Origin of the sequence: Pseudofrankia sp. DC12, assembly GCF_000966285.1 — a bacterium.
GTDB lineage: Bacteria > Actinomycetota > Actinomycetes > Frankiales > Frankiaceae > Pseudofrankia.
In genome coordinates this window covers 129,649-143,883 of sequence record NZ_KQ031391.1, presented here as the reverse complement: position 1 = coordinate 143,883, position 14,235 = coordinate 129,649, and the positions used below count along the sequence as shown (strand labels likewise).

Annotated in this window: 9 protein-coding genes; 1 reads left to right on the top strand and 8 read right to left on the bottom strand. The window is 65.9% G+C overall.

What is annotated here, in order from left to right; all coding sequences use genetic code 11:
• Positions 1 to 121 precede the first annotated feature (121 nt).
• The 8 genes from FRADC12_RS00595 to FRADC12_RS00560 all read right to left on the bottom strand — a co-directional run bounded on the left by FRADC12_RS00595 (position 122) and on the right by FRADC12_RS00560 (position 11,430).
• Positions 122 to 1,687: a class I adenylate-forming enzyme family protein gene (locus FRADC12_RS00595; protein WP_045875148.1), complete on the bottom strand. Its 1,566-nt coding sequence runs from the start codon at positions 1,685 to 1,687 to the stop codon at positions 122 to 124.
• A gap of 62 nt (positions 1,688 to 1,749) precedes the next feature.
• Positions 1,750 to 2,502, bottom strand: coding sequence for a hypothetical protein (locus FRADC12_RS00590; protein ID WP_157488652.1), 753 nt, complete (start codon positions 2,500 to 2,502; stop codon positions 1,750 to 1,752).
• A gap of 111 nt (positions 2,503 to 2,613) precedes the next feature.
• On the bottom strand, positions 2,614 to 4,845 hold the full coding sequence (locus FRADC12_RS00585; RefSeq protein WP_045875146.1) for a hydantoinase B/oxoprolinase family protein: 2,232 nt from the start codon (positions 4,843 to 4,845) through the stop codon (positions 2,614 to 2,616).
• 153 nt (positions 4,846 to 4,998) lie between these two features.
• Complete coding sequence (locus tag FRADC12_RS00580; protein ID WP_084010372.1) at positions 4,999 to 5,664, bottom strand: GPR1/FUN34/YaaH family transporter; 666 nt, start codon at positions 5,662 to 5,664, stop codon at positions 4,999 to 5,001.
• A gap of 273 nt (positions 5,665 to 5,937) precedes the next feature.
• Positions 5,938 to 6,993: an NAD(P)-dependent alcohol dehydrogenase gene (locus FRADC12_RS00575; protein ID WP_232303512.1), complete on the bottom strand. Its 1,056-nt coding sequence runs from the start codon at positions 6,991 to 6,993 to the stop codon at positions 5,938 to 5,940.
• Between the two features lie 22 nt (positions 6,994 to 7,015).
• Positions 7,016 to 9,142: a hydantoinase/oxoprolinase family protein gene (locus FRADC12_RS00570; RefSeq protein ID WP_045875143.1), complete on the bottom strand. Its 2,127-nt coding sequence runs from the start codon at positions 9,140 to 9,142 to the stop codon at positions 7,016 to 7,018.
• Between the two features lie 3 nt (positions 9,143 to 9,145).
• The gene (locus FRADC12_RS00565) at positions 9,146 to 9,505 is read right to left on the bottom strand and encodes an acetone carboxylase subunit gamma (RefSeq protein WP_045875142.1); all 360 of its coding nucleotides are present in this window, start codon (positions 9,503 to 9,505) and stop codon (positions 9,146 to 9,148) included.
• Positions 9,502 to 11,430, bottom strand: coding sequence for a hydantoinase/oxoprolinase family protein (locus FRADC12_RS00560; protein WP_045875141.1), 1,929 nt, complete (start codon positions 11,428 to 11,430; stop codon positions 9,502 to 9,504). The genes FRADC12_RS00565 and FRADC12_RS00560 overlap by 4 nt, the downstream gene beginning before the upstream one ends.
• 1,515 nt (positions 11,431 to 12,945) lie before the next feature.
• On the opposite strand from FRADC12_RS00560, the gene ltrA reads away from it, so the two are divergent.
• Positions 12,946 to 14,214 carry a group II intron reverse transcriptase/maturase gene (ltrA, locus tag FRADC12_RS00555; RefSeq protein ID WP_232303511.1) on the top strand — a complete coding sequence of 423 codons (1,269 nt, stop codon included), beginning with the start codon at positions 12,946 to 12,948 and terminating at the stop codon, positions 14,212 to 14,214.
• Positions 14,215 to 14,235 lie beyond the last annotated feature (21 nt).

The window sequence follows — 14,235 nt, the reverse complement described above, 5'->3', positions numbered from 1 at the left end:
CTGGTGGTCTCCGCCGGCGTCGTGCATGAGGCGCGGCGGTCCGCGAGTTGGCCGGCCTGACTATCTGCGACGTCGGGCAGGCGGAACGCCGATGGCACGGCGGACGCGGCCTCGGCGAGCGTTAGTTGACAGACCTCGTCCTGCCCTTCCAGTACCTCGCGCGAAGGACCTTCTTGTCGATCTTTCCGACCGGCGTCGCCGGGAGCGAGTCGACAAAGTGTACGACCTTTGGCGCTTTTACTGAGCCGAGCGCAGCCTTGCTCGCCGAGATGATGTGGTCGGCGTCGGCCCACCCCGGTTCGACCGGGACCACCAACGCACATACCGCCTCGCCCCAGTTCTCATCCGGAATGCCGATGACGGCGCATTCACGGACCTCGGGCAGTGCCAGAACGGCCGACTCCACCTCTGCGGGAAAGACGTTGAACCCGCCGGTGATAATCATTTCCTTTTTACGGTCGACGATGTAGACGAAGTCGTCCTCGTCGAGGTAGCCGACGTCGCCGGTGTGGTGCCAGCCGAACGTTCGGATCGCCGCAGTGTCATCCGGACGATTGAAGTAGCCGGACGTGACCAGGCGGCCACGGACTACCAGCTCACCCCGCTCGCCGCGCGGCAGAAGGCTGCCCTGCTCATCCATCACCTCCACCTGACAGGAGAACGTCGGATGCCCGCACGACGCGAGCCGCTCCGAGTGGTCGCCCGCGACGGCGGCGGCGACCTGCTCAGGCGAGAGGTAGGTGAGCAGCATCGGCGCCTCGGCCTGCCCCCAGCACTGCGCGACGCACGGACCGAACGCCGTGACGCCTTCGCTGAACTTGTCCGGCGAGACCGGCGCGGCGGCGATCAGCAGCATCTTCAGCTTAGAGGTGTCGCGGGGTCGCGCCTTCTGACCCTCCAGCATGCGGTAGTACGCCGTCGGCGGAAGAAACACGTGCGTGACGCCGTCACGCTCGATGCGGTCCAGGGCGTCCTCCGCATCGAAACCTGGGCGGATGACCACCGTTGTGCCCTGGGCCGCCAGGATGACCGCCATGACGCCGGCCGCGTGCGTGATCGGCGCCACCATAAGGTTCACCGGGTGCTCACACACCGGCCAATGCCGCGTGCACAGTTCGATGAGGCTCGCGAACACGTCGTTGGTCCAGACGACTGCCTTGGACCTGCCCGTCGTCCCGCCCGTGGGCCAGGTAGCGCACACCGCGGTCGGTGCGCCGAACGGGTCGCTCCAGTCCGGTATGTCCACGCCGTCGCCGGCGGCGAGGACGTCGGCCATCGACTCGGCGCCGTCGAACGGCTTGTCAAGGCAGATGATGTACTTGAGGGTGGGCACGTGCGCGCGGATCTCGTTCACTTCGGCGGCGAAGAGTGAATGCAGCAGCAGCCACTGCAACTTCACCTCATTCATGAAGTCGATCGTCGCGCTCAGCGCGTTGAGGTGGTTGAGCGGTGCCCAGACGCCGCCGGCCCGCCAGAGGCCGAGCATCCCCAGTAAGGCCTCGCCGACGTTCGGGGCCAGCACGCCGACCCCGTCGCCTGGAGAGAAGCCCCGCGCGTACAGCCCGGCGGCGAGCCGCCGCGAATGCCGATCAGCCTCGGCATAGGTCACGTTGCCCTCGTCGGAGACGATGAAGAGACGGTCGCCGTTGTGCTGCGCGCCCCTGTCGAAGAAGTCGATGACCCGCATTTGGCGTCCTTCCTGTCTTGGTCAGGCGGGCCGGAGAACGGTCACGGAACTGGCGTTCACCGTCACCACGCGGCTTCACCGAGCGCCACGATTCGGGCGACAACCGTCTCCGGCGGGGCGTCGGCCGGGATCTCCCCGAACCGGAACCGCCGCTTGGCTGCCGCCTCGGCGAGCCGGGCGGCTTCGGCCGTGTCGGCCCACAGGGCAGGCGGGAGTCCCCCGCCGTAGCGGGGATCATCGGGCAGCGCATCGGCCGCTACGCGGGAAAGGAGCAGCAGATCGCCGGGCGTCGCGGTGTCGACCTGGTCAGGGCTGGTGACGCCGTCCAACCGGACTGCGGTGATCCAGCCGTAATGCCCGGCTGCGGCCAGCAGGCTCGACCAGACATCCACTTCGTCGGCGTCGGGCCCCGAGACGGTGTCGCAGGTGACCTGCAACCCACCGATCGGCCGATCGGCCACAGCGCGGATCACCTCGAGCAGTCCCGCCGCGACGTCATCGAGTTCGTCGAAACCGGCCTCCGCGCTGGGCCCTAGGAGCCCGCGCGGGGACGGGCAGTCGAGCACGATGACGGCACGCTCACCAAGCTGGTGAAGCGCCGCGTCGAGGGTCTCGGCCAGCACCCGGCGCGGTTCGGCCAGCTTTAGCGCCGCGCACACCTCGGCAGCGTCCCGAGCAGCAGCGAGGTGGCGGGAGAACGGACCTGTGACGTTGACGCTGTACACATCGGACCGCAGTAACCGCTGTGCCTGCGCGGCGGCCGCGACTAGCGTGGCCGGCTCGTCATACCAGCGATCGGGCGCGCCGGCGAACACCGACCACACGTATCGGTCGCAGTCCAGCCAGGTCAGAGTGTCGCGCCTGGCGTGGACCCAGTCGTCCAAGGCATTCATTATTCTCCCGCCGTCCTCGTCAGTCCCGCGCCGTCAGCCCTGCAGCTGCGCGAGCCTGGCCTCCAACTGCGCGATCCGCACATCCTTCGGATTGGGCATCATGACCGGCACGATCGCCTCGGCGGGGCAGGTGTCCTCGGGGGTGCCGCGGAAGAGCACGCGGGGGTCGCCCCAGGAGCCGAAGAACGGCACGTCGGCCGGGGGCACCTCGGTCTCCCACTCCTTGACGAACTCCGCATACGGCTTGGCCCGATTCAGCCGAGCGGCCCTCTCGGCGTTCCTGGCCGCCGAGGTGGCCTCGGCGGCGACCGCGGCGGTATCCGGGTTGAGCACCACGTGGTAAATGTCGCGCACGGTGTCGAGGGACACTAGGCCGTCGCGGTAGTCGGCGGCGACCGCCTCAGGGTCGCGTTCGAGCACGTCGCCGTAGCCGCCGCCGGCACCCTGGGTGATCATGTACAGTTCGCCGCGGTCAGCGAGTTCGAACTGCAGGCCCATGTGGTGCGTCGAGTAGGTCGCCTCGGGAAACGGACGGTCGTTCATGAGTTCTTCAATGGCGTAGCGCAGCAGCTCGCGATGGTTGTCCATCACCTTGAAGATGTCGACGTTCTTGATCTTACACAGCGGGAACGTGCCTGGGCCGTAGCCGCCGAAGATGCCGTGCGTGCTCGGGAACTTCGAGCCGATGCTGCATACCATGAAGCCCCACATGGCGCTGTCCTTGACGGTGGCGATCTGCTGGTATCCCTGGCCACCGCGGAACTTGCCGAAACCCTGGTTGTCCCGCATGACCCTGTTGGGCACGAGCTTGAGAAACGGGACCTCCTCCTCGGAGAGCTCCTGCTCGCCGATGTCGGCCATGGGGGCAAAGATCGGGGCAACCGCGTGCTCACCGTCCCGGTTGGCCCGCGCTGCTCCGCCCATTCCGTTGAGGTCGGCGCACAGGTTGCCCACCAATTCGCCGTGCTGTGTGACGCCGCCGTAGATGAAGGTGACGATCATGTTGTACCAGCCGGCGATGACGTCGGTTGACCGCTCGCCCGCGCTGAAAAGAAACTTCGGTACCGCCAGCTGCGCCGCGGTGAAACTCGGGAAGAACGTCATCATGCTCTGCGCGTTCGGCGCCTGCGCCGAGCAGTCCAGCGCCGAGCCCGGGTCGGTGATGACCTTCATCGGTTCGAACACGGCCTGGTTCCGCGGCAGGTCCGGCCACACGAAGGTCATGAACTCCTGGGCCAACATTCCCTTCATCGATGAAAGGATCGTGTTGTTGGCCCGGTTCAAGAACTCTGGGGAGGAACCCCGGAAGTCGAGGATCAGTTCGTCGTCTTTCTTGGTCATCTCCAGCCTGATCTTGACCAGGCAGTTCTCCCGCAGCGTCCCGTCCGGGAAGACGTTCTGCCGCACAGTGCCCTCGGGCCACGTCCGCAGCCGGCGGCGGACCTCGTCGGCGGTGTCGGTCAGGGTGCGACGCAACGTGGCGACCACCGCGTCGACGCCGTACTCGGCGATCGCGTCCAGGATGCGGTCCTTCATCCGCACCGACGCGAACAGCTTGGCCTTCATGCCCTCCAGTTGCAGCTTCGGCTCGCGCACCGAGTTCTGTAGGAAGGTCATGAGGTCGCGCCGGAACGTGTAGTTCTCGCCCACCTTGATCGGCGACATCTTCAGGCCCTCGTCGAACGGGGACTCCGCCGCCGAGGGCATACCACCGGGTTCGGTCGCGCCGTTCTCGCCCTCGTGGACAATCGCGCCGGTGAAGCAGATCAACTGGCCGTCGTGGAAGACTGGGATGACGATACTCTGATCGGTATTGTGGACGTTGCCGTAGCGGGCGTCGTTGTGCATGAAGATGTCGCCCTCGTGGATCCCGACCGTCGGCTCGTCCACCCAGTACTTGAGAATGAACTTCACCGGATGCTGGGTCAGTACTGAGAACACCAGGACACCGCCCACGCTGGACAGCGCCAGATCACCGGATGCGGTCCACACTCCGGAGATCAGGTCGCCAGCCTTCGCTCCCGGTGCCGCGCCCATCTGCTCGACCATGTCGAACGACTCGTTACATGCGGTCTGCAGCTTGTGCCGCACCAGGTTGATCGATTCGGGGTCGGTGAAACGGGCCAGGGCCTCTGTCTCGCGGGGTGACTCCGGGGCGAGATGATGGTTGTTCATGATCTCAGGATCGGGTCCGAGGAACAGGACATTTTCCTCAAGGAACTTCTCAACGAGCGACTTGTCGTCGGCGCTATCGGATTGGCTCATAACGATCCACCTTTCGGTGAGAGGTATCTAGCAGGGATGGCGAGCGGCCTTCCAGACCCCTGTGCGAGGTACGCGAAACGGGTGTGGGGTTTGATGAGGCTGTGCTCGTCTACGCGTTAGCGTGGGCACCTACGTCAATCGGCTTGCGGGGTGCTATCCGGAGATGATCGGCCTGCCGAGCGGGAACCCTTTCGCGCCGGTCTCGGCGAACAATATGCCGACGTACAGATAGGTCGCCACGGCGACGACAGCGAACACGACGTAGCCGCCGGCGTGGGTCAGCGCGGTACTGGCGTTGATGGTGCCGAGCAGCAGGAACAGCAGCGCGACGTCGACGAGCCCGAGCAGCAGGGCAAAACTGCTGGGCAGCCGCAGGAGGGCAACGGTGAGCAGGATGACGGTGACCAGCCAGGAGATCAGCCACAGCTCGGTGGTTTTGGTCACCTGGTCGGCCGGGATGTTGTACCAGTTGTGGCCGAGACCGAGGACGAATGCGCCGTAACTGCCGAAGAAGCCGCTGAACACAGCGAACAGGCTGGCTGGGGCGCTCTGCCCGAGGGCGGCCGCCCAGACCGCGGCGATCAGGAGGCCGAGGGAGGTCGCGGTCATGATGACGGGGATGGCGGCGCCGGTCGCGGCGGGCTCGATCCAGCCGGTGTCGACCAGCCCGAGTCCGACGGCCCCGGCGATGAAGCTGGGGATGCCGATCGCGCTCGGGTTGCCGCGCACCGGTTCGGCGGCCGGTGTGGTGGGTAACTCTCCAGCCTCGTTCGATGATGCACGCGAACGGGTGGAAACGGTGGGACTGTCGCTGGTCATCAGATCACTCCCCTGATTGGCGGACCGCTTCGCTGCGGGCTGCCGTGGGTATTGCGGATGTGAGCGGAGGGCCGGGTGTGCCATGGCGGGGACCGCGCCGTCCAGTACCCATGAGGCGGCACCCGACCCTCCTGGTCCCGCTGCTCCTGCGGGCGTTGCTCGCCGTCGTGTCCCGCTCGGCAGCTAGGGGTGCTCGAAGATCGCGGCAGGGACGCCGGTAGCGGGCCGTGCACGGACCAAACGAGGGCGAGCGGCTTTTCCAGCCGGCTCCGGCTAGGCGAAACGGATGAGGGCCTTGATGATGCCGTCCCCCTTCGTGTTCATCAGACTGAACGCACGTTCGACGCCGTCGAACCCGAACTCATGGGTCGTCATCGGCGTTGGGTCCACCCGGCCGGAGCGCATCAGCGTGAAGATGCGGTCGAGCCGATCGCTTCCGCCTGGGCAGAGCGACGTCAGGATCTTCTTGTCCGACATGCCCAGGCCGAACGCGTCCAGTGGGATTTGCAGCGGTTCCGGACTCTCTCCGTGGTACCCGATGTTCGAGATCCGGCCGCCGGGCTTGGCCACCCGGATGGCGGCCTCGAATGTCGCCGGGGAACCGAGCGCTTCGATCGCGGCGTCCACTCCGGTACCACCTGTGAGCTCGAGAATGCGGCTCACGGGATCACCCGACCCCGGATCAACGATCAGGTCCGCCCCGAATCGGCGGGCTAGTTCCTGCCGATGGGGCCGTCCTTCCACGGCGATGATCAATCCAGCGCCGAGCAGTCTGCACCCGATGGTGGCGGAGAGTCCAATCGGACCTTGGGCAAAGATCGCGACGGACTCGCCAAGCCGGAGCTGCGCGTTTTCCGCACCGCTGAATCCTGTGGACAGCATGTCGGTAGCATAGACAGCTGCCTCGTCGGGCAGGTCGTGCGGAATTCGAGCGAGGTTGGCAGCCGCGTCGTTGACGAGAAAGTACTCGGCCATGTTGCCGTCGCGTTGAGCGGTGAATCTGTATGCGCCGAGCATTCCCTGGCACTGGGAACTGAATCCCCGCTGACAGGGGGCGCAGTGAAAGCACGGCGTGGCGGCTCCGACCGCAACGCGTTCTCCAACGTCAAATCCGGTGATGGCGGATCCCAGTTCGTGGATCACGCCGACCGACTCGTGGCCGAGACTGCGACCCTCGGGGACGGGAAGGCCACCCCTGACGGTGTGTACATCAGACGTGCAGATGAGCGCCGATGTTGTCCGCACGACCGCGTCAGTCGGACCGGGTTTCGGTATGGGCTTCTCGATGACGCCCACCTTACCTAAACCGAGAAATGCAAACGCCTGCATGGTTGGCATCTTCTCAGCCCGTTCAGATCGCCTTGGTGAGCACTGCGGAGCCGGTGCGTCCCACTGTCAGCTGCCATCCGGGTTCGGCGAGGTAGGTCGTACGCGGGGTCTCCACCAGGGCGGGGCCCTCCACGACATGGCCCTCCTCGAGGCCGGAGACGTCGTAGACGGCGGTCTTCACCGCTCCGTCGATGCCCGGGTAGTAGCACTCTCGCCACCGGGTGGGGCTCGGCGCTGGTTGAGCGTCGGCGTGGGTGGGCTGCAAGTCGAACTTTTCGTGATCGACGTAGCTCACCACACGGATGACGTTGATCCGCACTCCGGCCTCGGGAGCCTGGCTACCCTCGCCGTACCGGTGAGCATAGAGGTTGCTGAACAGGTCCAGCAGCTCGATTACGTCCCGGTTCGAGGTGAGCTGCTCGAATGGGCAGACCACACCGATCTGGGCGAGCTGGTTGCCGTAGCGCATGTCTACCTCGACCCGCGAACGGATGTCGGCGGGGTCGGCTCCTTGGCGAAGTAGGTCGTCCCGGCCCTTCGCGGCGAGTTCCGCCACGTTCTCGTTGAAGACCCGGTAGTCGCCCAGCATCTGCCGTGTGGTGGCGTCGTAGATCATCAGATACAGCGAATGCTCATGGATGTGCAACTGGTTCATGTTGCCCGCACCCAGCGCGGAGAACACCGAGCTGAACGGTGGGACCAGCACGTTCTGGATGCCCAGTTCGTTCGCGTAGCCACAGGCGTGCAGCGGACCGCCGCCGCCGTAGCTGAGTGCCACGAAGTTCTTCGGGTTGTAGCCCTTGACCGCGACCTCCTTGAAGATCGCCGCGGCCATGTTCGTGTCGACCTTGCGCTTGATGGCCTTCGCCGCCTCGATCAGGCTCAGCCCCGACGGCTTGGAGATGTGCTCCTCGATGGCCCGCTGCGCCCTGCGCAGGCTGAGCTTGATCGTGCCACCCGCGTAATTGTCCGCGTCGAGGTAGCCCAGCACAAGGTTGGCGTCCGTCGTGGTCGGCAACCGCCCGCCGCGGCCGTAGCAGGCCGGCCCGGGGTCGGAACCAGCGCTCGCCGGGCCCACCTCGATGGCATCCCATAGGCGGTCGTAGCGGGCGATGGAGCCGCCGCCGGCGCCGAGGGTGTGCAGGTAGGTCATCGGAGTCGACACGAGCCAGCGGTCGATGACCGGGTTGAAGTCGTAGAACTTCACCCCGTCGGAGGTCACCAGCCCGATGTCGAAGCTGGTGCCGCCCATGTCGGTGGCGATGATGTTGGGCTGGTTGTAGGTGCCCGACAGGTAGTTGGTGGCCTCCAGCCCGGCAACGGGACCGGAGTGGATGGTCTGCAGGGAGGAGGTCGAGTTCAGCTGCGCCATTCCCCCGGAGTTGTGCACCAGCAGCATCGGCTTGGTGTAGCCGTTACGCCGCAGTTCGACCTCCAGCGACCCCAGACCGTGGTACATCTGGTCGTGCAGGTAGGCGTCGATGACTGACGACATGGTGCGGGTGTACTCGCCCTTGCGGCCGCTGACCCGGTGCGACAGCACGATCGGGATCGCACCCAGCAGGTGGGTGGGATACTCGTCGAGGACGATGCGCTCAACTTCCTTCTCGTGGGCGGGGTTGACCACCGCGTTGGTCAGCGCGACCACGAACGCCTGCGCGCCCTGGTCCACTAGCCGCCGCACCTGGCGGCGAACGTCGTCCTCGTCGACCGGCAGCACCACCGTGCCGGCGTAGTCGATCCGTTCCTGCACGCCCGCGATGCGGGTCACCGGAACCAGCGGGACCGGCCGATCCGCTCCCGGCAGGTCAACCTGGGCCGCCTCGGTCAGCCCGTCGCCGTAGCCACGGGCCCGCATCAGCGGCACGCTCCACTCGAAGCCGGCGGTGGTGATGATGCCGACGGCCGGCCCGGTGCGTTCGATTAGCGCGTTCGTCCCCAGCGTGGTGGCGTAGCGCACCGCGTCGACGGTCGAGAGCACCGTCTGCACGTCCAGCTCGATCTGCGTGCACGCCTGCGCGAGCGCCTCCATGAACCCGGAGGCAAGGTTGTGGTGCGTGGTCAGCGCCTTCGCCTCGACGTAGGCGTCATCGTAGACGAGAAAGCAGTCGGTGAACGTCCCGCCGATGTCAACGCTTACTTGCCGCATTCTCTAGCCCTCCACTGCGCTCAGGTGACGGCGCTTCAGCGAGTCGATGTCTAGTTCGATGTCGTGCGTCAGTGGATGGCCAGGTGGCAGGTATTCGTTCTCCACCAGCGTTGCGCAGCCCGGGCAATAGAATTCGACGATTCGACACCAGGCCGGGTCTGGACCATAGGTGAACTCATAGCTGTCGTCAAGAATCGGCCGGTGAATCTCCCGGGGATCACGGTTGTAGACCAGCAGCCCGGTCTTGTAGTTCTCGCGGGCGTTCGCAATGTCGTGGCCGCACACCCGGCACATCCATCGCTCGGCCACCAGATCGATCGCGAGATACTCGGTGATATTCACCAAGAACTGCTGGTCGCTCATCGCTGGGCCTCCAGGACCAGGTCGGAATTGCTGCTCACTCGGAAATTCCACCCAGGCTCGACCAGACAGGTCAGGTAGTCGCCCGCGACGAGCGCAGGGCCTTGGGCCTCCTGCCCCGGCTTCAGGTTCTCCGGACGATAGACCGGCACCTGCTGCTGGTCGCCGTCGGCGAGGCGGATGCTGCACAATCCGTCGGCGGTCGCCAGCTGTGCAGTGCCATGCTGGTCGGCCGCGAGCTCGAAGGTCGGCAGCGGACGCGAGGCCCGTACCACCAGCCGGTCGGCCTTGTCTCCGACCGTGTCAGGAGATGATCCGTTGACCCACTTCTCGTCCCGCAACACGCCGTCGGAAATGAATCGGTCGCGGGTCTCGAATGTGCATTCGTCGATGGAGACGCCTTCGCCGAACATGTCACGCCGCGCCCGGGTCAGCAGGTCGTCCCGTGCCGCGCCCACGTCGGCGCCGGTGCCCGGCATCGGGACGCTGTACTCGTGCGCCAGCCCGCTGAAGCCGATGCCGAAGGCACTGAACACAGCCGACAGATGCGGCACGATCACCCGCGTGATCCCGGCTGCCCTGGCGATTCCGGACGCCAGCACGGGGCCCGCGCCACCGAAGGCCAGCAGCGTGGCTTCCGAAAGGTCTCGGCCCGCCGAACCGATCATTGTCCTCACTGCGGCGCCTACCTGCTCCTCGAACGCCCGCAGCACCGCGAGCGCCGCGGCGTGGGCAGACAACGACAGCGGCTCCCCGACGTGGGTCAGCAGTGCTCGCTCCGCGCGGGCCAGGTCCAGCTTCAGATCCCCGCCCAGGTAGTTGTCCGGGTCCAGCGCGCCCACGAGCAGCAATGCGTCGGTCAGGGTCGCGTAGGTGCCGCCACGAGCGAAGCACGCCGGGCCGGGCGCGGCCCCGACGCTGCGCGGGCCGATCTGGATCCCACCGTCGACGATCGCGACCACCGAGCTGCCACCCAGCCCGACACTGCTCAGGTCCGGAATGGGCAACGAGGTCTGCGCCGATCCGACTCGGCCGTGCGCGTGCACCGTCAGGGCCTTGTCCACCACGACCGACACGTCCGTGGTGGTCCCCCCGACATCCATCCCGACAAGCACGTCCGCACCGTAGAGCGAGGCGTAGGCGACGCTGCCTTCCAGGCCACCACGCGGCCCGGAACCCCACGTCTTCAACGCGGTCGTCTTGGCGACCCGGGCCGAGTCCCCATCGTTACGGAAGATCAGTAGCGGCCGTGCCAGCCCGTTGGACTTGCACGCCTTCTCCGCCCCATACAGGAAGTGCTCCATCCCCGGATGCAGGTACGAGTTCAGCACCGCGGTCAGGACGCGCCTCGCGTCGTCGACGTCGTGCACAAGCTCGTGTGACAGGGTGAACGGAACCGCGCCCAGCAGGTGCCTCGGGTACCGCTCCAACAACAGGTTCTTGATGGCCCGCTCCGCCTCGGCGCTCCGCAGGGCGATCACGATCCTCGAGGCGCTCGTCGCCAACAGCTCATTGATCGCGGTCGTGAATTCGCCCAGGCCCACCGACCCATCGGCACCGACCGCGATCCCGACCGGGGCGTGCGGCACCAGGGCCTGCCACAGTGAGGCGTCGACCACGTTTACAATTCCATAGACATTCCCCTCCGCGCCGCTGTCGACCAGTAATCCGACCGGAGCGCCCTTCCGCTCGACCACGGCGTTCGTGCCCGACGTCGTCGAGTAACGAAGGTATTCCGTCTCGCGCAAGAGGCGCGTGGTGTCCTCCTCGCCGTACAGACGGTCGGACACAGCCCGAAGCCCATCGACAAAACACTGCGTTAAGTCGTGCGGCGTCGTCGGAGTCTTCGCATGAACGACACGTTCACCGTCCGTTACACATACGTCGGTGAACGTGCCACCGTTGTCGATATTGACAAGGATTCCCATGGGCCCTCCGCCGGCTTGTCGTGTGAACTGGGTTACAAGATTCCCGGCGCGGCGGGTGGTTGCACCACTCTTACGGGTGGCCCGCAGAGGGAAATCGGGTGGCCGGGCACCCTGCGCGAGGCCCGCTGTCTTGGCCCCGCGATCGGCCGACCAGGAGGACAGGGAGTGTCGAGTTGACGGCAGCCGGACCAGCCCCGCCCGCGCGCACAACGCCAGCACCTGACCCACAGGGCCGTCACTGCGTCCTGAGTGCCCGCGACGAACCGGGACACCGTCGAGTGATGGGGATGTCACCCGCGCAGATCACCCGGAACGCGACGTCCACCTCACACGGCCGCCCGATCCGCCGCGACCAACCGGACCTGCCGCGACCAGGCATAGATCACCAACGCAAGCAGCATGTTCGGGTCGTAGGCCTCCCGGCCGACCCCACCCGTGCGATACGCGTATGAAAACCCGACGCGTCCAGCTCCGCGACCAGATCCAGCACGACCACACCAGATGGTCGTCCGCGAGCCAGCCCTTCATGTCCGGCGGCAACAGGAACAGCTGATCCCGCCGCACCGGCCGGTACCCACGCGCCACGATCCGATCGTCCGGACAAATCATGATCGCCTGGCTAGCGACACCCCAATTGGCGACGGGTTCGGTCACGGCCGCCAGACGGCTAAGAGGGTGTCTCACGTGGCCAGTTGGATCTTGGCTCATGATCTTAGCTTGTCGTTTAACCTTGTGGCGTCACGCTGCGTGATAGGTGCAGGTGGCATGACGTGGGCCCGCGCGTCCTCCTGACCCGAAACGACCCTCTGCCGATGATGGCTTCTCGCCAAAGGAACCAGTGATCGTCAGAAGGTCGCGGAGGAGAGCTTGCCGCACGAGGCAGCGCACGTCGAGCACCTTGCCGTGTTATCGGCGTTTCGTTGCGCCACGAACTCGAAGGGAGACGCCGATCTGAGGTAGACGGTGATCTTTTGGAGGGGTGCTGCACGGGAGATGGAGGTTGGCCCTCCGTGATCGCCATGCGGGTGGTGGTCACAAACCGCCGTCAGCGGCGTCAGCCGAACAGCTGGGGTCGTGAGCGTGACGGAAAAGGCGCGGCGGTGATCGTGTCAGGTGTGGGCCGGGAAGGCGAGCGCGAGCGAACCACCGTTGAAGTGTCGAAAAGATGTGGATGGCGTCAGAACCGGGGCAGTGAAACGGCTTCGGGATGAGTCTGGGGGTTACCCGTCTACTGCCCAGACGGCGTCCGGCATGCAGGTGGCGCGAGCCCGGTCCGGGCTTCCGTGTGGAACGTGGGAACTTTCCGTATGCCACGTCTCGCGTCGAGTATGGCGTGGGTGAGGGAGAACTCCAAGCGGCGGAATCCGTGAGGACAGAGTACCGAAGGTGGAAACGGAAGGGGCGGACCGCCTCGTAGTAGCGCGGAGACTCCTGTAATGGGGGTGGAGCGAAGGGGGCGGGCTGTCCGGTGACAATGTGTCGGTCAACCGTTGGATGCGGGAGGAGCCGGTCGGCGTGTCACAGCCGAAACCGTTTGACATTGACAAGCGGCTGTTCGTGGAGGCTTTTGGGAGAGTCCGGGCCAACAAGGGTGCGGCGGGAGTCGACGGGACGTCGATCGCCACGTTCGAGAGCAGGCTTAAAGACAACCTGTACAAGACGTGGAATCGGATGTCGTCGGGTACCTACTTCCCGTCGCCGTTGCGTGAGGTGGTGATACCGAAGCCGGAGGGTGGCTCGCGCGTGTTGGCGGTGCCGACCGTGGCGGATCGGGTCGCGCAGACGGTGGCCGTGCTGGTCCTGGACCCGCGAGTGGAGCCGATGTTCCATCGGGACTCCTACGGGTACCGGCCAGGGCGCTCGCCGCTGGACGCGGTCGCGGCCGCACGTACGCGGTGCTGGAAGAACGACTGGGTCATCGACCTGGATATTCGGGCGTTCTTCGACAGCGTGCCGTGGGATAAGCTGATGGCGGCGGTGCACCGGCACCTCGACTGGGATACCCGATGGGTCGGGCTGTATGTGGAGCGCTGGCTGAGGGCTCCCCTGGTCCGAGCGGACGGGACCCGGGAAGAACGGACACGGGGATGCCCGCAGGGGTCGCCTGTGTCACCATTGCTGGCTAACATCTATCTTCACTATGCGTTCGACACCTGGATGATCCGGGAATTTCCGGGTGTCCTGTTCGAGCGGTTCAGTGACGATGTGGTCGTGCACTGCACCAGCGAGCAGCAGGCTCGCAGGGTGCTGGCGGATATACGCGGCCGGCTGGCGGAATGTGGCTTGGAACTGAACGAGTCCAAGACCCAGGTCGTTTACTGCGCGGACGACGGACGGAGGAAACCCTGGGACGGGCCGACGGGCTTCGACTTCCTTGGGTACACGTTCCATGCCCGGACGGTTCGCCGCCGGGACGGGGCACTGTTCGTCGGTTTCACTCCCGCGATCAGCGACAGGAATGCCAAACGGCTACGCCGCCAGATACGCCGGTGGAGGTTGCATCGGCGCACGGCCGGGACTCTCCAGGACCTGGCAGCGAGAATCAATCCGCTGATCAGGGGTTGGATCAACTACTACGGTGCGTTTACACCGTCTCGGTTGGCTCCGACCCTCCGCCTGATCGACGCCTACCTGGCGCGATGGCTGCAACGCAAATACAGGCGGTTCCGACGGCGGTGGCGCCGGTCGCTACGGTTCCTCGCGGAGGTACGTCGCCGCGACCCGGGACTGTTCGCGCACTGGCAGCAACCGCTGGCGGTCGGTAGGACAGCACGAGCCGGATGAGTCGAGAGGCTCACGTCCGGA

Coding starts and splice junctions, on each gene's coding strand:
- FRADC12_RS00595 (WP_045875148.1), bottom strand. CDS start 1,687: ATGCGGGTCATCGACTTCTTCGACAGGGGCGCGCAGCACAACGGCGAC.
- FRADC12_RS00570 (WP_045875143.1), bottom strand. CDS start 9,142: ATGCGGCAAGTAAGCGTTGACATCGGCGGGACGTTCACCGACTGCTTT.
- FRADC12_RS00575 (WP_232303512.1), bottom strand. CDS start 6,993: ATGCAGGCGTTTGCATTTCTCGGTTTAGGTAAGGTGGGCGTCATCGAG.
- FRADC12_RS00585 (WP_045875146.1), bottom strand. CDS start 4,845: ATGAGCCAATCCGATAGCGCCGACGACAAGTCGCTCGTTGAGAAGTTC.
- FRADC12_RS00565 (WP_045875142.1), bottom strand. CDS start 9,505: ATGAGCGACCAGCAGTTCTTGGTGAATATCACCGAGTATCTCGCGATC.
- FRADC12_RS00560 (WP_045875141.1), bottom strand. CDS start 11,430: ATGGGAATCCTTGTCAATATCGACAACGGTGGCACGTTCACCGACGTA.
- FRADC12_RS00580 (WP_084010372.1), bottom strand. CDS start 5,664: ATGACCAGCGACAGTCCCACCGTTTCCACCCGTTCGCGTGCATCATCG.